The organism is Streptomyces sp. NBC_00669, from assembly GCF_036226785.1.
Lineage (GTDB): Bacteria > Actinomycetota > Actinomycetes > Streptomycetales > Streptomycetaceae > Actinacidiphila.
Genome location: NZ_CP109018.1, coordinates 4,515,193 through 4,533,865 on the forward strand (window position 1 = coordinate 4,515,193; position 18,673 = coordinate 4,533,865).

Genomic DNA, 18,673 nt, shown 5'->3' on the forward strand with positions numbered 1-18,673 from the left:
GCTACTCCGCGGCCGGCCGCATCCCGCCGAGCACCTCGCCGTCACCGGTCAGCTCGACCAGCGTCTGCCGCAGCCAGCGGTGCGCGGGATCGGCGTCGTGCCGTACGTGCCAGGTCATGTCGAACGCCACCGGGGGCAGCCGCAGCGGGATCTCGTGCACGGTCAGGCGCAGCGCCCGGGCGGCGCGTTCGGCGAAGCCGGAGGGCACGATCGCGAACGCGTGGGTGTCCAGCGCGAGGAAGCAGGCCGCGCCGAAGGTCGGCACGGTGGCCAGCACCCTTCGTTCCAGGCCGAGTTCGGCGAGCCGGTCATCGATCACGCTGCGGGCGCGGCCGTGCCGGGAGGCGGTGATGTGGGGGAGTGCGGCGAAGTCCGCCGGCGTGAGGGGAGCGCAGGCGCCGGGGCCGCGCTCCGGCGAGCGTACGACCGCCATGTACCGGAAGTCGGCCAGGTGGGTGGTGCGGACGTCCGGCGGGGTCTCGGGCAGGGCGCCGAGGTCGAGGTCCACCCGGTCGCGCAGGGCGGCGGGGTCCTCGTCGCCCTCGGGCAGGATGCGCAGCCGTACGCCCGGCGCCTCGCGGGCGGCCCGGGCGAGCAGGGCGGCGCCGAGCACCACGGCCACCCCGTCGTTCGTACGGATCACGAAGTCCCGCCGGACGTCGGCGAGATCGACCGGCGGCGGGGGGCGCAGCGCGGCCAGCGCCTGGCCGAGCGCGGCCGCCGCCTGGGGCCGCAGCTCGCGGGCGCGCGGGGTGAGGGTCAGCCCGCGGCCCGAGGGCACCAGCAGCGGATCGCCGACCACCCGGCGCAACCGGGCCAGGGTCCGGCTCATCGCGGACGGTGAGACGTTCATCACGGTCGCGGCGCCCGTGACGCTGCCCTCGCGGAGCAGCGCGTCCAGAGCGGGCAGCAGATTCATGTCCGGCAGGAGCACGGCTTCAGTGTCGCACCGACTCTTGCATCCCGTGCAACGGTCATCTGACAACCAGGACCTTGTGATCAACCATGGTCGGCTTGCACGCTGATCACATGATCGACGCCCCGCAGCCGCCGCGACCCGAGCGGCAGCCCCCACCCGGCAGCACCCCAGCGGCCGTATCCCCACCGCGGCCGACCGCGACCGCGGCCACGACGACCGCCTCCGCAAGTGCGGACGGCGCCCCGGCACACCGGATCAGCCCTCGGCAGCGCGCCGTCGCCCTGCTCGTGGCGGGGTGCTTCTTCATGGAGAACCTCGACGGCACCATCGTGTCCACCGCCGCACCCCGGATCGGCGCGTCCCTCGGCGTCTCCGCCACCGCGGTCGGCCTGGTCGTCACGGCGTACGTCCTCACCCTCGCCGTACTGGTCCCGCTGAGCGGCTGGCTGACCGCGCGCTTCGGCGCCCGGCGGATCTTCCTCACGGCGATCGTGCTGTTCACCGTCGCCTCGCTGGCCTGCGCCGCAGCGTCCAGCCTCGGCGAACTGGTCGCGCTGCGCGTCCTCCAGGGCGCGGGCGGCGCGATGATGGTGCCGGTCGGGCGGCTGGTCGCGCTGTCGGGGATCGCCAAGCCCGACATCCCGCGGCTCGTGTCGTACATCGTCTGGCCGGCGCTGATCGCGCCGGTCGCCGCGCCGCTGCTGGGCGGGGTGATCACCACCTACGCGAGCTGGCACTGGCTCTTCCTGATCAACATCCCGCTCGGGCTGGTCGCGTTCGCCGTCGCCTGGCGGCTGATCGAGGGCGGCCCGGTCGCCGGGGTGGGCGCGCTGGACTGGCTCGGGCTGGTGTGGACGTCGGTGGGGCTGGGCGCGCTCACCTACACCGGGCACCTGCTGTCCGACGCGCACGCGCCGTGGCCGCGCGCCGCCGGGCTCGGCGCGGTCTCCCTGCTGCTGCTCGCCCTCGCGCTACGCCATCTGCGGCGGGCCGAACGCCCGTTGATCGACCTCGGCACCCTGCGCACCCACTCCTTCCGCGCCTCGGTCTCCGGCGGCTCGGTCTTCTGGATCTCCGTCTCCGCGGTGCCCTTCCTGCTGCCGCTGCTCTTCCAGGAGGTCTTCGGGTGGAGCGCCGTACGCTCCGGCGCCCTGGTGCTCTTCGTCTTCGTCGGCAACATCGGCATCAAGCCCGCGACCGGCTTCCTCTTCGGCCGCTTCGGCTACCGCGCGGTGCTGGCCGCCTCCGGTGTCGTCCTCGCCGGGACCATGGCCGGCTGCGCCTTCCTCACCGCGGGCACCCCGCTGTGGGTGATCGGCGCGCTCGTCACCCTCAGCGGCGCCGCCCGCTCCACCGGCCTGACCGGCTACAACACCCTCGCGTTCGCCGATGTCCCGCAGGACCGGATGCGCGACGCCAACACGCTCAACGCCACCGCCACGCAGACCGCCGCCGGCCTCGGCGTCGCCGCCGCCCCCGTCGCCCTGCGCCTCGGCGACCCCCTCACCCACCACCTGCTGGGCCACACCTCCCCCGCGCTCTCCTACGGCGCCGCCTTCACCCTGCTCGCCCTGCCCGCCCTCGCCGCCACCACCGGCGCCGTCCGCCTGCCCGCGGGCACCGGCGACATCCTGAGATCCCGCCGGTAGCGCCGGTGGCGGGGCGGGGCGGGCGCTCCCCGGGCGCGGCCGCCCGGGCGGACCAGGGCGCCGCGCGCACGGCTTCACATCGCCCGGTGGATCGCGATCAGCCGGTCCCCCTCACGCAGCGCCCCCAACTCGTTGTCGTCGTGGTCGAGAAGCGCCTCCCCCCGCCGGACCGACACCACCAGGTCCCCCAACTCCCTCGGTGCCCGCCCGACTTCCGACGGCTCCACCGCGCGCTCGATCAGATCGAGCCCGCTTCCGTACGTGATGAGGTCGTCCATCACCCGCCCGGCACTCGGGCTGAGCATCGACAGCCCGAGCAACCGCCCCGCCGCACTCGAACTCGTGATCACCGCGTCCGCCCCGGACTGCCGCAGCAGCGGCGCGTTCTCCTCCTCGCGCACGGACGCGACGATCCGCGCCGTACCGTTGAGTTGCCGCGCGGTGAGCGTGACCAGGACCGCCGTGTCGTCGCGCTGGGCGGCGATCACGATCTGCCGGGCCCGCCCGACCTCGGCCCGCAGCAGCACGTCGTTGCGGGTCGCGTCCCCGGTGACCGCCACGAACCCCTCGTCGGCCGCGGCCTGCACCACCTTCGGCACCGGGTCCACCACCACGATCCGGTCCTGCCGCACCCCTCGCCCGATCAGCGTCTGCGCGGCGGACCGCCCCTTCGTACCGAACCCGACGATCACCACATGGTCGTGCAAGGTGCTCCTCCAGCGCTTGAGCCGGTACTGCTCCCGGGTGCGCTCGGTCAGCACCTCCAGGGTGGTACCGACCAGGATGATCAGGAAGATCACCCGCAGCGGCGTCACCAGCAGCGTATTGGTCAGCCGCGCCCCGGTGCTGTACGGGACGATGTCGCCGTAACCGGTCGTGGACAGCGTCACCGTCGCGTAGTAGAGCGCGTCGAGGAACGACACCGTGCCGTTGGCGCTGTCGTGGTAGCCACCGCGGTCGGCGTAGACGATGAGCACGGTGATCATGAGCACCAGCAGCGCCAGCAGCAGCCGGCGGACCACCTGCCTGAGCGGGCCGGCCGCCGGGCGCGGGAAGAGCACCCGGTAGGCACTGCCGGACGGTCCCGACCCGCCGCCGCGGCGGCGGGAGTCGGAGGAGTCGGGGGAGTCGTCGGCGCCGGGGGAGTCGCCCTCGGTGGGCGGCGGGTACGGCACCGGGTCGTCGTCGGCACCTCCGCGGGCGGCACGGGGCAGTCTCACCGCGCGCTCCCCCAGGCCGAACCGGGCATCCCGAGGTCCAGCACCTTGACCTCGTCGCCCGCCTTCGCCCCACCCGGCGGGACCACCGCCATCCCGTGGGCGGCGGCCAGCCCGCGCAGCATCGCCGAGCCGGTGTGGTGCAGCGGCCGGGCGGCCGCGTGGGCGTCGAACACGACCGGCACCAGCCGGGTGTCCCCACGGTGCCCGCCGACGTCCTCGGTGAGCGGCGCGGTGTACGACGCCGGGGCGGGGTGGCCGCCGAGCGTCCGCAGCAGGGGCGCGACGAGCGTCAGCACGCCGGCGACCGCGGCGAGCGGGTTGCCCGGCAGCCCGACGAAGTAGCTTCTCCTGGGCGGCGGTTCGGCCCCCGCGCCGCCCTCCGGCCGGCGCGGCGGGGCGGAGGGCTTCGGCCCGGACCGCTCCGCCGGGTGCGGCGTCTCGTACGGTCCGCACGGGAACTCCGCGAACAGCATCGGATGCCCGGGGCGTACCGTCACCCCGTCCACCAGCAGCCGCGCGCCGACCCGGACCAGCGCGCCGTGCACGTGGTCGCGCGGGCCGCTCGCGGTGCCACCGGTGGTGACCACCAGGTCGGCACCCCGGGTCGCGACGGAATCGGCGACCGCGGCCCGCAGCGCCTCCGCGTCGTCCGGCAGCGCCCGCACCGCGACCACGTCCGCGCCCAGCGCGCGCAGCCACGGGGGCAGCATCGGGCCCAGCGCGTCCCGGACCCGGCCCTTCCCCGGCTGCCCCTCGGCGAGCAACTCGTCCCCGAGCACCAGCACTTCGACCCTCGGCCGGGCCACGACCGCCAGCTCGTCGTACCCGGACGCCGCCGCCAGGCCCAGCACCGCCGGCGTCACCGTGACACCCGCGGGCAGCAACTCCTCACCCGCCCGGCACTCCTGACCGCGCCTGCGCACCTCCTGGCCGGACACGGGCGCCGGGTGCGGCGCGGCCACCTTCAACCACTCGCCGTCCGGACGCGGTTCGGTCACGCCGTGTTCGTCGCGCAGCACGGCCGTCGCGCCCGCGGGCAGTTCGGCGCCGGTCGCCACCCGCACGGCGTGCCCGTCCGCGAGTCGGGCCGCGGTCTGCTGACCGGCGAACACCTCGCCCGCCAGCCGCCACGGCCCGGGACCGGTGACCGCCCAGCCGTCCATCGCCGAGGAGTCGAACGGCGGCAGGTCCGTCAGCGCCGCCAGCCCGCGCGCCAGCGCCGCGCCCAGCGCCTGCTCGCCCAACGGCACGCGCTCCGCGTCCAGTTGGCGGGCGGCGGCCAGCGCGGTGTGGCGGGCCCTGAGCCAAGGGGTGTCCAGCCGGTGGACGACGGGGCGGCCGGGGTCGGAGGGGAGCAGGCCGCCGGACTCGGGTGGGCCGCCGGGGTCGGGGGCGGCGACGGCCGGGTGGGCGCGGCGGCGCAGGTACTCGGTGAGGCCGAGCCCGTCCATGTACGCCTTCGCCAGGGGGTCGGCGGCAAGGGCCAGGAGGGCGGGGTCGACGTCCACGGGGTCGCAGCGGTCGGAACGGTCGGAGCCGGGAGTGGATTCGCGGGTGGATTCGGGGGCGGGCGCGGGACCGGCGGCGGGGGCAGGGGCGGACAGGCCGCCGGAGCGGACGGGTTCGCAGTCGCCGGGTGCGGAGCCGGGACCTGGGGCGCTCATTCCGGGGCGCCCGCGGTGCCCGAGGTACCCGAGGGGCCGCCGGCGCCTGCGCCGGTGCCGTCCTGGCCGGACGCCGCGGCCTGTTCCGCCTGTTCCGCCTGTTCCGCCCAACGCCGAGCCAGCGCTGCGGCCTTCTCCGCCGCCGCCCGCACCTCGTCCGGACCGCCGCCCGCACGCCCCGCGGCGTACCCCACGAGGAACGTGGTCAGCGGCGCGGCCGGCCGCGCCACCCCGTGTGCCGCGTCGCGGGCGAGGTCGAGCAGGACGCGGGTGTCCACGTCGAGGTCGATGCCCAGTTCGGTCTTGGCTGCTGCGATCCATTCGTCCAACACAGGCCCATCGTCCCCGATCCCGGCCCGGGCGACACGCAGGCTCACCCCTCAGGCCGGCGCTCCAGCCGGGCCCGGGCCGCCGCCACGTCCTCCCAGGTGTCGCAGTCGAACGACGCCTCGCCCGTCGGATCGGCCATCCTGCGCAGCGCCAGTTCGCCGGTGAGCAGGCGCAGCGGCAGCCCGGCCAGACCGCCGTACTCCCCCGCGAGCAGGGCCAGTTCGCGGCGCAGCGGCTCCCACCGGTAGGCGGCGGCGAGCGGCTGGTCCCGCCCGTCCGCGTCGGTGAGCACCACACCCTCCGCAGCGCTGCCGGCGCCGGCCGCCGCGTCCGCCAGCGCGCCGACCGTCGCCGCCGTCAGGAACGGCAGGTCGGCGGCGAGCACCACGACCACGTCCGCGACGGGCGCACCCGAACCGCCCGAACCGCCCGCGGGGCCGGCCGCAGGCGGCCCGATCGCGGACAGCGCGGCGAGCCCGGCGGCCAGCGCCGGCACCGGTCCGCCGCCGGGCGGCTCCTCGCGGGCCCAGCGCACCGGCCGTACGGTCGGCCGGCGCGGGCCGACCACCACGGTCCCGTCCGCCGCCGCGCAGGCCGCGAGCACCCGGTCGAGCAGCATCAGGCCGCCGACCGGCAGCGCGGGCTTGTCGGTGCCGCCGAGCCGGCGGGCCGCGCCACCGGCGAGCACCACCGCGTCGTAGCGCGTCGTCATGCCCGCGAGTATGCCGCTCAGACCGAGGCCAGCAGCACCGCCGGGTCCTGCACGCAGTCGGCCACGAACCGCAGGAAGCCGCCCGCCGTGCCGCCGTCGCACACCCGGTGGTCGAAGGTGAACGACAGCTGCACCACCTGCCGCACCGCCAACTCCCCCTGGTGCACCCACGGCTTGGCCGCGATCCGGCCCACCCCGAGCATGCCCGCCTCCGGGTGGTTGAGGATCGGCGTCGAGCCGTCCACCCCGAACACGCCGTAGTTGTTGAGCGTGAAGGTCCCGCCGGTGAGGTCGGCGGGCGTCAGCGACCCGGTCCTGGCCGCCTCCGTCAGCCGGCCGATCTCCGCCGACAGCTGGGCGGTGGTCCTGGCCTGCGCGTCCCGCACCACCGGCACGACCAGGCCGCGCTCGGTCTGCGCGGCGAAGCCGAGGTGCACGGCCGGCAGCCGTACGATCTCGCCCCGCGCGGTGTCCACCGACGCGTTCAGCTCCGGGTGCCGGGCCAGCGCGGCCGTCACGATCCGGGCCATCAGCGCCAGCACCGACATCCGCGTGCCCTCGCCGCCCGTGCCCGCGGTGGCCGAGGTGCCCGCCGTGGCCGACGCGGCGTTCATCGCCGCGCGCACCGCGAGCAGTTCGGTGGCGTCCGCGTCGACCCAGCAGGTGGCGTCGGGGATCTCCCGCCTGCTGCGCGCCAGTTTCTCCGCGACCGCACCGCGTATCCCGCGCAGCGGGACGCGCACCTCGCCGTCGACGGGCCGCCGGGCCACCGCCGCCGGCTCGGCCTGGGCGGTCGGGACCTCCGCCGCGACCTCCGCCCCGACATCAGCCCCGACATCAGCCACCGCACCTGTCGTGGTGCCCGCCGCCCGATCCACGTCGGCCCGCAGGATCAGCCCGTCGGGGCCGGTGCCGGTCAGCGACCGCAGGTCCAGGCCCTTCTCCCGGGCGAGCCGGCGCACCAGCGGCGAGATGACCGCGACCGGTCCGCCGTCCGGGTGACCGGCATCGCCGCGCGCGGTCCTCGCAGCACCGGCCACCGGCTCGTGACCGACCGCCGCGCCGACCGCCCTGACCCGGCTGCGCCGACGGGCGACCGCCGCCTGGGTGCCGTAGCCGACCAGGACGTTCCCCGAGCCCTCGGGCCCGCCGTCGCTGCTCCCGTCGGCAGAGCTCCCGTCGGCAGAGCCCCCGCCGTCACCGCCGCCCGGGCCCGGGTCCGCGCCGACCGCGACCGTCACCAGCGGGCGGCCGACCGCCAGGGTGTCGCCCTCCGCCCCGAACCGCGCGGTGACCACCCCGCCGTAGGGGCAGGGCACCTCCACCACGGCCTTCGCCGTCTCCACCTCGACCACCGGCTGGTCCACCGCGACGACCTCGCCGACCTCGACCAGCCAGCGCACGATCTCGGCCTCGGTGAGCCCTTCGCCGAGGTCGGGCAGGGTGAACTCCTTGACCGCGGCCATCACCCCTCCTCCCACTGCAACCGGCCCACGGCGTCCAGAATCCGGTCGACCCCGGGCAGATGGTGCCGTTCCAGCATCGGCGGCGGGTAGGGGATGTCGAACCCGGCCACCCGCAGCACCGGCGCCTCGAGGTGGTGGAAGCAGCGCTCGGTGATCCGCGCGGCGATCTCCGCGCCCGCGCCGCCGAACCCGGACGACTCGTGCACCACGACCGCCCGCCCAGTGCCGCGCACCACCCGCGCCACCGTCTCCTCGTCGAACGGCACCAGACTGCGCAGGTCCACCACGCCCAGGTCCCAGCCCTCCTCCTTCGCCGCCTCGGCGGCCTCCAGGCAGACCGGCAGCGAGGGACCGTAGGTGATCAGGGTGGCGCTGCGCCCGGGGCGGCGCACCACCGCGCGCCCGATCGGCGGGACCTCGCGCGGCGCCTGCGGCGACCAGTCGGCCTTCGACCAGTACAGCCGCTTGGGCTCCAGGAACACCACCGGGTCGTCGGAGGCGATGGCGGCCCGCAGCAGCCCGTAGGCGTCCTCGACGGTCGCCGGCGTCACCACGTGCAGCCCCGGGGTGTGCAGGTAATACGCCTCGGAGGAGTCGCTGTGGTGCTCGACGCCGCCGATGCCGCCGCCGTACGGGATGCGGACGGTGATCGGCAGCGGCAGCGCGCCCCGGGTGCGGTTGCGCATCTTGGCCACATGGCTGACGAGCTGCTCGAACGACGGGTAGGCGAAGGCGTCGAACTGCATCTCGACCACCGGCCGCAGCCCGTACATCGCCATGCCGACCGCGGCGCCGAGGATGCCGGCCTCGGCGAGCGGGGTGTCGGTGCAGCGGTCGTCGCCGAAGTCGCGGGCCAGTCCGTCGGTGATCCGGAAGACGCCGCCGAGGGTGCCGACGTCCTCACCGAGCACATGGACGGTCGGGTCGAAGCTGAGCGCGTCCCGCAGCGCCTGGTTGAGCGCCTGTGCCATGGTGGCGGGCTTCCCGGCAGGCTTCCCGGCGGGGGAAGCGGGCGCCGCGGCCTGGGCGGCGGCCGAGGAGGTGGGGCTCATGAGCGCTGCTCCGCTTCCAGCTCGGCGCGCAGCATGGCCTCCTGCTCGCGCAGTTGCTGCGTGGGCTCCGCGTAGACGTGTGCGAACAGCTCCATCGGGTCCAGCCGCGGGTCGTCGTGCATGCGCTCGCGCAGGGCGGCGGCGAGCGCCTCCGCGTCGTCGGTGGTGCGCTGCCGCAGCGCGTCGTCGAGCAGGCCGCGGCCGGTCAGCTCGCGCTCCAGCAGGGTGACCGGGTCGTGCGCGCGCCAGGCGGCGACCTCGTCCTCGTCGCGGTAGCGCGTCGCGTCGTCGGCGTTGGTGTGCGCGTCGATCCGGTAGGTGACCGCCTCGACCAGGGTGGGGCCGCGGCCCGCGCGGGCCCGGTCCACCGCTTCGGTGAGCACCTGGTGGACGGCCGCCGCGTCGTTGCCGTCCACGAGGCGGCCGGGCATGCCGTAGCCGACCGCCTTGTGGGCGAAGGACGGCGCGGCACTCTGCTTGGACAGCGGCACGGAGATCGCGAAGCCGTTGTTCTGCACCAGGAAGACCACCGGGGCCTTCCACACCGCCGCGAAGTTCAGCGCCTCGTGGAAGTCGCCCTCGCTGGTGCCGCCGTCGCCGACCATGGCCAGCGCCGCCACGTCGTCACCGCTGAGCCGGGCGGCGTGCGCGAGGCCGACCGCGTGCGGCAGCTGGGTGGCCAGCGGGGTGCTGAGCGGGGCCACCCGGGTCTCGCGCGGGTCGTACCCGGTGTGCCAGTCGCCGCGCAGCAGCGTCAGCGCCTCGACCGGGTCCACGCCGCGGGCGACCACCGCGAGGGTGTCGCGGTAGCTGGGGAAGAGCCAGTCGCGCGGGCCGAGCGCGAGCGCGGCGGCGATCTCGCACGCCTCCTGGCCGGTGCTCGACGGGTAGACCGCGAGCCGGCCCTGCTTGGTCAGAGCGGTCGCCTGCCGGTTGAACCGGCGGCCGCGGACGAGCTGGGCGTACAGCTCGGTGAGCAGCGCGGGGGCGAGCCGGGCGGCCTCGGGGGTGCCGAGCAGCCGGAACGGCTCCTGGTCGGGCAACAGCGGCCCGGCTTCGGTGCGCGGGCGCCAGGCGGGGGTGTCCAGGACAGTCATCGCGAGCACCTCCTTGGAATCGGTGACCGGTGTGGTCGGGGCGGCGAGAGCGGGTCTCGCTCTCCCAACCGATTGTTCGGTCGCCGGAGGCATTTTGGCTACGGGGTGGTTCGGCCTGTGGACAAACGGTTCTGCACAGCCTGAGATGGAGCCAGTACGTCCATGCTAAGGAGTCCCGGGGGGATGGCGAGAGAACAGATGGCCGAAGACGCACAAGGGGTCCGACCTCTGGACGCGATCGACCGCACGATCCTGCGGCTGCTCCAGGAGGACGGCAGAGCGTCGATACGCTCCGTGGCCGAGCGTGTACACGTCTCCCGGGCCAACGCGTACGCCCGGATCAATCGGCTGGTCGAGGACGGAGTCATCCGAGGATTCAGCGCCCGGATCGACCACGAACGCGCCGGGCACGGCGCCTCCGCGTACATCACGCTCAGGATCGTCCAGAACTCGTGGCGGACCGTCCGGCAGAAACTCGTCACTCTTCCGGGTGTCGTCCATATCGCACTGGTCAGCGGGGACTTCGACGTCCTGCTGCTGGTGCACACGGTCGACAACCGCAGCCTGCGCGAACTGGTGCTCACCCGGCTGCAGGCGATCGAGGAGGTGCTCAGCAGCCGCACGCTGCTGGTCTTCGAGGAGACCGACCTGGTGGTCGGGGACTGGCCGCGGCAGGAGAACGGCCCGGACGGGTACCCGACGATCTAGGCCGGTCCACCGACCGGGCCGGTGCCGACCAGGTGCTTCGGCCGACCCGGTCGGCCGGCTGGATCGACCCGCGCGACGGCGGCTGTCAGGAGTCGGTGCCCGGCGGTATCCGCAGCCCGTCGAAGGCCAGCCGCACCACCGCGTCCGCGACCTGCTCGGCCTGCACGGAGCCGCGGCCGTCCGGGCGGTACCACTCCACCACCGAGTTGATCATGCCGAACAGCAGCCGGGTGGCGAGCCGGGGCTCGACGTCGGCGCGCAGGTCGCCCTCGGCGACGGCGGCCTTGAGCAGCTCCGCCACCCGCTGGTCGAACTCCCTGCGCCGCTCCATCGCTCGCCGCTCGGTGCCGGTGTTGCCGCGCACCCGCAGCAGCAAGGTGACGTAGGGCAGCTCCTCGACCAGCATGTCGGTGGTGCGCCGGGTGACGTACTCCAGCCGGTCCACCGCGCGGCCCGCGGTCGCGCCGGTCTCCTCGAAGATGCCGAACAGGCTCTCCAGGGCGCGGCCGACCGCCCGTTCGAGCAGTTCCTCCTTGCCGCGCACATGGTGGTAGATCGAGGACTTGGAGATGCCCGCCGCCTGCGACAGGTGCTCCATGGACGTGCCGTCGTAACCGCGCTCGTTGAAGACCTCGACGGCCACGGCGAGCAGCGAGTCCGGTGTGTAGGTGTCGCGCTTGGGCATGGTCATGAGCAGACCACATCCCGGGCCGCCGCCGCACGCCGCCTCAGTTCAGGACCGGGTGCGTACCGTCCGGTCGGGTACCAGGCGTGCAGGCCGTCCAGCAGGTCCCGCACGTAGGGCAGCGAGATCCGCTCGCCCCACTCCAGCGGCCCCAACGGGTAGTTCACGCCCAGCCGCATCGCGGTGTCCACGTCGTGCGCGGTCGCCACCTCCCTGGCGACGGCGTCCAGCGCGAAGTCCACCAGCATCGCCACGGTGCGGGCGACCACCATGCCGGGCACGTCCCGGATGACGCTGACCTCCTTGCCCATGGCCTGAAACAGGCCGGTGGCCTCGGTGACGGCGTCGGCGTGCACCCCGGCGGCCGGCGCGATCGCCACCCTGGTGGCGGCCCGGTAGTCCAGCGCGAGGTCGAACTGGATCGACGGTTCGCCCGGCAGCCGCCCGTCGGCCAGGTGCAGGCGGACGCCGCCGGGCAGGACGAACGCGCCGCCCGTCGTCCCGGGCGCCGCGGGTTCCCTGCGCACCTCCACCCGCGCCTCCTCGGCGAGCGCGGCCAGTTCCGCGGCCGGGCCGAGCTCCCCGCGGACGGTGACGAACTCCGGCGCCAGGGCCGCGTCGGCGGTGTGCGGCTCGGTGGCCGCCGCCACCTCGGCCGCGCTGTGGCCCGGGCCGTACGGGAACCAGCCGCGCCCCGCCTTGCGGCCCAGCCGGCCGGACTCCACCAGCCGGCGCTGCGCCAGCGAGGGCCCGAACTTCGGATCGCGGCCGTACGCCTCCCACACCGAGCGGGTGACCGCCTCGTTGACGTCCTGCCCGATCAGGTCGGTCAGCTCGAACGCGCCCATCGCGAAGCCGCCGCTCTCGCGCAGCAGGGCGTCGACGGTGGCGGGGTCGGCGGCCCGCTCCTCGTACACGCGCAGCGCCTCGGCGTAGTAGGGGCGGGCGATGCGGTTGACCAGGAAGCCGGGGGTGTCGGTGCAGCGCACCGGGGTCTTGCCCCAGGCGGCGGCGAGGTCGAACGCGGCGGTCACGGCGGCCGGGTCGCCGGCCGCGCCGGCGACCACCTCGACCAGCGGCAGCAGCGGCGCCGGGTTGAAGAAGTGCAGCCCGACCAGCCGGCCCGGGCGGCGCAGGCCGCTCGCCACGGCGGTCACCGACAGCGAGGAGGTGTTCGTCGCCAGCAGGCAGTCGTCGGCGACCACCCGCTCCAGTTCGGCGAAGAGCCCCTGCTTGACGGCGAGGTCCTCGACCACGGCCTCCACGACGAGCCGGGCGGGCACCAGGTCCGCGATGGTCTCGGCCGCCGCGAGCCGGGCCAGCGCCGACGCGCGCTCCTCGGTGCCGAGCCGGCTCTTCTCGACCAGCCGGTCCAGCCGGGCGGTGACCGCTTCCACGGCCGCGCGGGCCCGGCCCGGCACGGCGTCGTGGATCAGCACGCGATGGCCGGCCACCAGCGCGACCTGCGCGATGCCCTGGCCCATGGTGCCCGCGCCGACGACGGCGACGGTGCTGGTCAGATCTGGTGCGGTCACGGTTGCTCTCTCCTCGCCGAAGTCGTCGACGTCGTCCGCGGGGTGGTCCGCGAAGTTATCCACAGGCCGAGAAGCTCCTCTTGTCCCGACCGAACATTCGGTTAATCTAGCGGTGTCCCCGCCACTCAGCCCAGCTCGACGAGGAGTTGGTCCCATGTCCGCCGATCTCTCCACCGTGCTCCTGGTCGACCGCCACCGCGGCACCCTCGACCAGGCACTGGAGGCCGTCAGGACCCGCGCGTTCTGGTCGCCGCACCCCGAACACCCCAAGGCGTATCCCGACCCCGAGGCCGGCCGCGCCGCCTTCGAGGCGCGCCTCGGCGGCCGTTTCCCGCTCGACCAGCCGGGCACCGACGAGTGGACCGGCGACGAGCACTCGCCGTACGGCATCGACCTCGGCATCCAGTACCCGCACCCCGATCCCGACGTGCTGCTGCCCGCCATGCGCGCGGCGATGCCCGCCTGGCGCGAGGCAGGTCCCGAGATCCGCGCCCTGGTCTGCCTGGAGATCATCGCGCGGATCAACGCGCGGACCCAGGAGTTCGCGCACGCCGTGATGCACACCACCGGCCAGGCGTTCACCATGGCGCTCCAGGCCGGCGGCCCGCACGCGCAGGACCGCGGCGTGGAGGCGGTCGCGTACGCGTACGTGGAGCAGGTCCGCACCCCGGAGACCGCGGAGTGGACCAAGCCGCAGGGCAAGCGGGACCCGATCGGCCTGCGCAAGACGTTCACGGCGGTGCCGCGCGGCATCGGCCTGGTCATCGGCTGCAACACCTTCCCGACGTGGAACGGCTACCCGGGCCTGTTCGCCTCCCTCGCGACCGGGAACGCGGTGCTGGTCAAGCCGCACCCGCGGGCGGTGCTGCCGCTCGCGCTGACCGTCGAGATCGCCCGCGAGGTGCTTGCCGAGGCGGGCTATCCGCGGGACCTGGTCTGCCTGGCGGTGGACCGTCCGGGTGAAGGGCTCGCCAAGACCCTCGCGCTGCGCCCCGAGATCCGCCTCATCGACTACACCGGGTCCACCTCCTTCGGCGACTGGCTGGAGGCGAACGCGCGGCAGGCCCAGGTCTACACCGAGAAGGCCGGCGTCAACACCGTGGTGATCGACTCCACCGACGACTACCGCGGCATGCTCGCCAACCTCGCCTTCTCGCTGTCCCTCTACAGCGGCCAGATGTGCACCACCCCGCAGAACCTGCTGATCCCCCGCGACGGCATCAGCACCGACCAGGGCCCCCGGAGTTACGACGAGGTGGTCGCCGACCTCGCAGCCGCGGTCGACAAGCTCCTCGGCGACGACGCGCGGGCCAACGCCCTGCTCGGCGCCCTGGTCAACGCCGACGTGAAGTCCCGGCTCGACGCCGCCCCCGGCATCGGCGGCGTGGCGCTGGCCTCCCGGGCGGTCACCCACCCCGACTTCCCGGACGCCGTGGTCCGCACCCCCGCGCTTGTCTCGCTCGACGGCGCGAAGCCGGACGCCGAGTCCGCCTACCTGACGGAGTGCTTCGGGCCGGTCTCCTTCGCCGTGGCCGTGGACTCCACCGCCGACGCGCTGGAGCTGCTGCGCCGCACCATCCGGGACAAGGGCGCCATGACCGTCGCCGGCTACACCACGTCCCCGCAGGTCGAGCGGGAGTTGGAAGAGGTCTGCTTCGAGGAGTGCGCCCAGCTCTCCTTGAACCTCACCGGCGGGGTGTACGTCAACCAGACCGCCGCGTTCTCCGACTTCCACGGTTCGGGCGGCAACCCGGCGGCGAACTCCGCCCTGTGCGACGGAGCCTTCGTCGCCAACCGCTTCCGGGTGGTGGAGGTGCGCCGCCCGGCCTGACAGGCGGCGCACCTGCCCCGAGTAGGCCGGGGGCGGGCCGGGCCGGCCCCCGGCTCAGTGCCCGCCCGGCCCGCCCCGCCCCGGCACCAGCGGCGAGCGGGAGGTGGCCGCCCAGTGGTAGAGCGCCATGCCCACGCTGGTGGCGAGGTTGTAGCTGGAGACCTGCGCCCGCATCGGCAGCGACACCAGCGCGTCGGCCCGGTCGCGCAGTGCGGCGGAGACGCCGTGCCGCTCGGACCCGAAGACCACGAGCGCGTCGTCGGGCAGGCCGGTGTCGCGGATGTCCTCGCCCTCGGGGTCCAGGACATAGCGGGGACCCGGCGGCAGTGCGTCCGGGTCCGCGCGCTCGACCGCGGCGGCGTAGTGCAGCCCGGCGCCGGACCGTACGGCGTTGGGGTGCCAGGGGTCGAGGTCGCCGGTGGTCACCACCCCGGTGGCGGCGAAGCCGGCGGCGAGGCGGATGACGGCACCGACGTTGCCGAGGTTGCGCGGGGAGTCCAGCACGACCAGCGGGGCGAGCCGGGGTATGCGGTGCAGGTCGGCCAGGTTCGCCGCACGGTCCGGGCGGGCGGCGAGCGCGGCCACGCCGGTCGGATGCACCCGGGGCACCAGTTCGCGCAGCACCGGGCCCGGCACCTCGGCGACCCGCCCGGCCAGTTCCGCGGTGAGGTCGGGTGCCAACTCGGCGGCCAGCCGCAGCAGCCCGGGCCGGTCCGCGGTCACGGCGACCCGTACGTCGGCGCCGAAACGCAGCGCGTGCTTGAGCGCGTGGAAGCCGTCGAGCAACACGCACCGCGCTTCGGTCGCCGCCTGCCAGCGGTGCGCCGCGGCCGCGCCGCTCCCTGGCCGCGCGGCCTCGTCCTCGGTCATGCGCTCACCCTACGGGCCGGGCCCCGGTGCCCCGCCGGGGCAGGCCCGTCCGGTGCGGCACCGCGGGCGGCGAGTCCCCTCAGGTGACGGCCGACGGTGGCGGCGGGCCCGCGGCGGGCTCGGCCAGGTCGTCGGCGCGCTGGCCCGGCAGGGCCCCGGTGGCGCGCTCCCGGCCACGCCGGCGGCCGGTGATCCGCTGCTCGGCCCAGAGCAGGAAACCGGTCGGCAGGAAGACCGCGTCGGCGGAGATCATCGCCAGCGAGAAGAAGGGCAGCCCCAGCACCACGGCGATCGAGGCGTGCTCGATGATCATCCCGACCAGCAGCACGTTCTTCACCCGGCGGTTGAAGAGGGTGAAGGGGAAGGCGACCTGGACGATCACCGTGCCGTAGGTGATCAGCATGACCATGACGGCGTGGCTCGCCAGCGTGTGGGACAGCGCCGGCCAGGGCGTGAAGTCGTCCAGGTGCAGCGGGTAGTACAGCGCGGTGCCGTCCTGCCAGCGGCTGCCCTGGATCTTGTACCAGCCGGCGGTGGAGTAGATCAGGCACACCTCGACCACGATCACGAGCATCGCGCCGTTGTGGACCACGTTGGCGATGATGTCGAGCACCGTGCGCGGCTCGCCGGGCGCGTAGCGGCGGACCGCCCACCACACCGTGTGCCCGACCCAGCAGGCCCAGAAGACCAGGTCCCAGCCGGTGCTGAGCTTGTCCCCGAACGACGCGGCGAGCAGCACCGCGCCGAAGACCGTCCACAGCGCCACGCCGACCGGATCGACCCCGGCGCGCGCGGCCCGGGCGCCGGGCGCCGGCTCCGTGCTCACGTCGCCGGCCGCGTCCACCCCGGCGCCAGAGCCCTGACCGCCGGCTTCCACCGCTGCCGAGGACACCTCGGCCTCGGCCTCCGCCTTCTCCGCGCGGCGCCGCGCCCTGCGGCTGTCGAGCGACCAGACCTGGCCGCAGCGGGTGAAGGCGAGGTAGATCGCGATGATGTGGACCACGTTGTCGCCGCCGTCGCCCATGAAGACGCTGCGGTTCTGGAGCGACAGCACCCCGACCATGAACATCAGCGCGGACGTCCGCGTCCGCCAGCCCAGCATCAGCGCCGCGCTCGCCAGGATCGCGAAGGCGTAGCCGATCTCGAACCAGGCCCGGCTGTCGCTCCACATCAGGACGCTGAACGCGTGGTTGCCGGCCAGCAGCCGCTGCGCGAGGTCGAACCCCCAGGCGCTGTGCGGGCCGTAGAGCGCACCGCGGTGCGGGAACTCCCGCAGCAGGTACAGCAGCCAGGTCAGCGACATCCCGATCCGGACCACCGCGCTCTGGTACGGGCCGATGGCGCCGCTGGTGATCCGGGCCAGGCCGCGGGTGACACCGCGGTCGAGTGCGGCGGTCACACCGGCGTACGTGGGCGTGGCCGGGACGTGCCGCCCGGCCGGGGTCTCGGCGTGGCTGCGGGGCGCGGTCATGAGGAGGCCCCCTGCTGCCCGGGAGTGGTGGTGGTCGGCGCCGGAGCGGTGGTGCTCGGGCCGGGGCTGCTCGGCGTCGCGCCGGGGGCGGCGGTCGTACCGGGAGCGGCGGTCGTACCCGGGTCGGGCGTCGCGCCGGGGGCGGCGGAGTCGACGCCCCACCACGGCAGGGTCCGGTACTGGGTGGCGGGCGAGGACGCCCCGACGCTCCAGGACGGCTGCGCCACCGGGGTGGTGGCCGCGCGGGCCTGGATGCGGACCACCGTGCCGCCGTTCAGCTTCTTGCCGAGCCGCCCCTGGATGATGCGCTGGAGGTAGGTGCGGCTCAGGTCGCCGCCGGAGCTGGTCGCCTGCTCCTGGGCGTCATGGGTGTCCGTGTAGTAGCCCCAGGCGCGGCGCAGTTCGTTCTGCTGGGTGTGGCTGGGCAGCGGGTCGTGCCGCATCGCCGCGATGTCCATGCCGGTCAGGTCCACCCAACCGGTGGTCTCGGTGCCGCCGCCGGGCTTGCTCAGCTCGGCGCGGGCCTGGATGTGCACGTTCTGCTGGAGCGGGTCGGGGGCGAACAGCTTCCAGTTCTGCTCGAACTCCGGGTAGATGTAGTCGTTGACGGCGGCCGCGTGCTCCTTGCTGAGCGTGTTCGACGGCGCCACGTACAGGAACACCATCCCCAGGTGGAGCAGCGCGCCGACCGCGACCGCGCCGACCGTCACCGCCACGACTATCCGCCCGGGCAGCGACAGCGCCGCCACATTGGGCGGCGGCCCGTCCGTTGGCCCCATCCGTCTCTCCGCTCTCCGCTGCACGCGACGCATCCGACCACGGCCCTGAACGCCCAGGGTCCGACGTTCGGGTGTCCGCGGGGGCCTGGACGTCAGACCCTAGCCACCCGGGGCCCCGGCGGTGACCTTACCGAGTTATCCACAGGCGCAGGAACGGCTCTGCGAAAGAGGAAAGGCGCGAGCGCGGGCGGTAGCAGCCGGTGCTACGGAGCGCGGTACCACAGGCGGTACTACAGGACGTAGCCCTCGGCGCCGCTGTCGTCGACGACCGGACGCCCGGCCGACTCCCAGTCGAGCATGCCGCCGCTGACGTTCACCGCGTCCACACCCTGCCCGATCAGGTACTGCGTGACCTGCGCGGAGCGGCCACCGACCCGGCAGAGCACGTGGACCGTGCCGCCCTCGGGCAGCTCGGAAAGCCGCGCGACGACCTCACCCATCGGGATGTGCAGGGCGCCCTCGGCGTGCCCGGCGGCCCACTCGTCGTCCTCCCGGACATCGAGGAGGGTCGCGTCGGCCGGTACCGCGGAGGCATCCACCGCGGGGAGCTGGGAGCGGAACATCGGACGCGGCCTCCTGGGACACGGGCGTACGGACGTACGAAGTACGGAATCTGCGAACTGTACGAATGGTGCGAACTGTGCGATTGGTGCGGGCCACGGGAACGGTGCGGCCTACGGGAAAG

At 74.6% G+C, this 18,673-nt stretch carries 15 protein-coding genes and 1 pseudogene; 3 read left to right on the forward strand and 13 right to left on the reverse strand.

The genetic code is table 11. The features are described 5' to 3' along the window. Position 1: 1 nt before the first annotated feature. Positions 2-934, reverse strand: coding sequence for a LysR family transcriptional regulator (locus OG896_RS18710; protein WP_329366902.1), 933 nt, complete (start codon positions 932-934; stop codon positions 2-4). 95 nt (positions 935-1,029) lie between these two features. Between OG896_RS18710 and OG896_RS18715 the strand changes: the two genes are divergently transcribed. Further along, complete coding sequence (locus OG896_RS18715) at positions 1,030-2,568, forward strand: MFS transporter (protein ID WP_329366903.1); 1,539 nt, start codon at positions 1,030-1,032, stop codon at positions 2,566-2,568. A 74-nt stretch (positions 2,569-2,642) separates the two neighbouring features. Here OG896_RS18715 and OG896_RS18720 read toward each other — a convergent pair whose 3' ends face one another. The 6 genes and pseudogenes from OG896_RS18720 to pdhA form a co-directional block, all read right to left on the reverse strand. Further along, on the reverse strand, positions 2,643-3,629 hold the full coding sequence (locus tag OG896_RS18720; protein WP_329374120.1) for a potassium channel family protein: 987 nt from the start codon (positions 3,627-3,629) through the stop codon (positions 2,643-2,645). A gap of 155 nt (positions 3,630-3,784) precedes the next feature. Continuing rightward, entirely contained in the window at positions 3,785-5,452 is a 1,668-nt protein-coding gene (locus tag OG896_RS18725) for a molybdopterin molybdotransferase MoeA (RefSeq protein WP_329366905.1), read from the reverse strand. Beyond that, positions 5,449-6,494: pseudogene (locus tag OG896_RS18730) on the reverse strand (DUF6457 domain-containing protein). The gene OG896_RS18725 and the pseudogene OG896_RS18730 overlap by 4 nt, the downstream one beginning before the upstream one ends. 17 nt (positions 6,495-6,511) lie before the next feature. Next, positions 6,512-7,960 (reverse strand): dihydrolipoamide acetyltransferase family protein, encoded by a 1,449-nt coding sequence (locus OG896_RS18735; RefSeq protein WP_329366907.1) that lies wholly within the window; start codon positions 7,958-7,960, stop codon positions 6,512-6,514. Next, positions 7,960-8,931 carry an alpha-ketoacid dehydrogenase subunit beta gene (locus OG896_RS18740; RefSeq protein ID WP_329374122.1) on the reverse strand — a complete coding sequence of 324 codons (972 nt, stop codon included), beginning with the start codon at positions 8,929-8,931 and terminating at the stop codon, positions 7,960-7,962. The genes OG896_RS18735 and OG896_RS18740 overlap by 1 nt, the downstream gene beginning before the upstream one ends. Positions 8,932-9,008: 77 nt before the next feature. Then, complete coding sequence (gene pdhA / locus OG896_RS18745; RefSeq protein ID WP_329366909.1) at positions 9,009-10,109, reverse strand: pyruvate dehydrogenase (acetyl-transferring) E1 component subunit alpha; 1,101 nt, start codon at positions 10,107-10,109, stop codon at positions 9,009-9,011. Positions 10,110-10,292: 183 nt separating this feature from the next. On the opposite strand from pdhA, the gene OG896_RS18750 reads away from it, so the two are divergent. Beyond that, positions 10,293-10,817 carry an Lrp/AsnC family transcriptional regulator gene (locus OG896_RS18750; RefSeq protein WP_328466731.1) on the forward strand — a complete coding sequence of 175 codons (525 nt, stop codon included), beginning with the start codon at positions 10,293-10,295 and terminating at the stop codon, positions 10,815-10,817. An 85-nt stretch (positions 10,818-10,902) separates the two neighbouring features. On the opposite strand, the gene OG896_RS18755 is transcribed toward OG896_RS18750, so the two are convergent. Next, positions 10,903-11,508 (reverse strand): TetR/AcrR family transcriptional regulator, encoded by a 606-nt coding sequence (locus OG896_RS18755; protein WP_329366912.1) that lies wholly within the window; start codon positions 11,506-11,508, stop codon positions 10,903-10,905. Continuing rightward, positions 11,505-13,037 carry a 3-hydroxyacyl-CoA dehydrogenase gene (locus tag OG896_RS18760; RefSeq protein WP_329374124.1) on the reverse strand — a complete coding sequence of 511 codons (1,533 nt, stop codon included), beginning with the start codon at positions 13,035-13,037 and terminating at the stop codon, positions 11,505-11,507. Before OG896_RS18760 ends, OG896_RS18755 begins: the two co-directional genes overlap by 4 nt. 154 nt (positions 13,038-13,191) lie before the next feature. On the opposite strand from OG896_RS18760, the gene paaN reads away from it, so the two are divergent. After that, positions 13,192-14,868 (forward strand): phenylacetic acid degradation protein PaaN, encoded by a 1,677-nt coding sequence (gene paaN / locus OG896_RS18765; protein ID WP_329366914.1) that lies wholly within the window; start codon positions 13,192-13,194, stop codon positions 14,866-14,868. A gap of 54 nt (positions 14,869-14,922) precedes the next feature. Here the strand turns inward: paaN and OG896_RS18770 are convergent, their stop codons facing one another. The 4 genes from OG896_RS18770 to OG896_RS18785 all read right to left on the reverse strand — a co-directional run bounded on the left by OG896_RS18770 (position 14,923) and on the right by OG896_RS18785 (position 18,551). Then, complete coding sequence (locus tag OG896_RS18770) at positions 14,923-15,738, reverse strand: TrmH family RNA methyltransferase (RefSeq protein WP_329366916.1); 816 nt, start codon at positions 15,736-15,738, stop codon at positions 14,923-14,925. Between the two features lie 79 nt (positions 15,739-15,817). After that, the gene (locus OG896_RS18775; RefSeq protein WP_329366918.1) at positions 15,818-17,209 is read right to left on the reverse strand and encodes an HTTM domain-containing protein; all 1,392 of its coding nucleotides are present in this window, start codon (positions 17,207-17,209) and stop codon (positions 15,818-15,820) included. Beyond that, on the reverse strand, positions 17,206-17,988 hold the full coding sequence (locus OG896_RS18780) for a DUF5819 family protein (RefSeq protein ID WP_329366920.1): 783 nt from the start codon (positions 17,986-17,988) through the stop codon (positions 17,206-17,208). The genes OG896_RS18775 and OG896_RS18780 overlap by 4 nt, the downstream gene beginning before the upstream one ends. A gap of 230 nt (positions 17,989-18,218) precedes the next feature. Further along, positions 18,219-18,551, reverse strand: a complete 333-nt coding sequence (locus tag OG896_RS18785) for a rhodanese-like domain-containing protein (protein WP_329366923.1) — start codon at positions 18,549-18,551, stop codon at positions 18,219-18,221. Between the last annotated feature and the right edge of the window lie 122 nt (positions 18,552-18,673).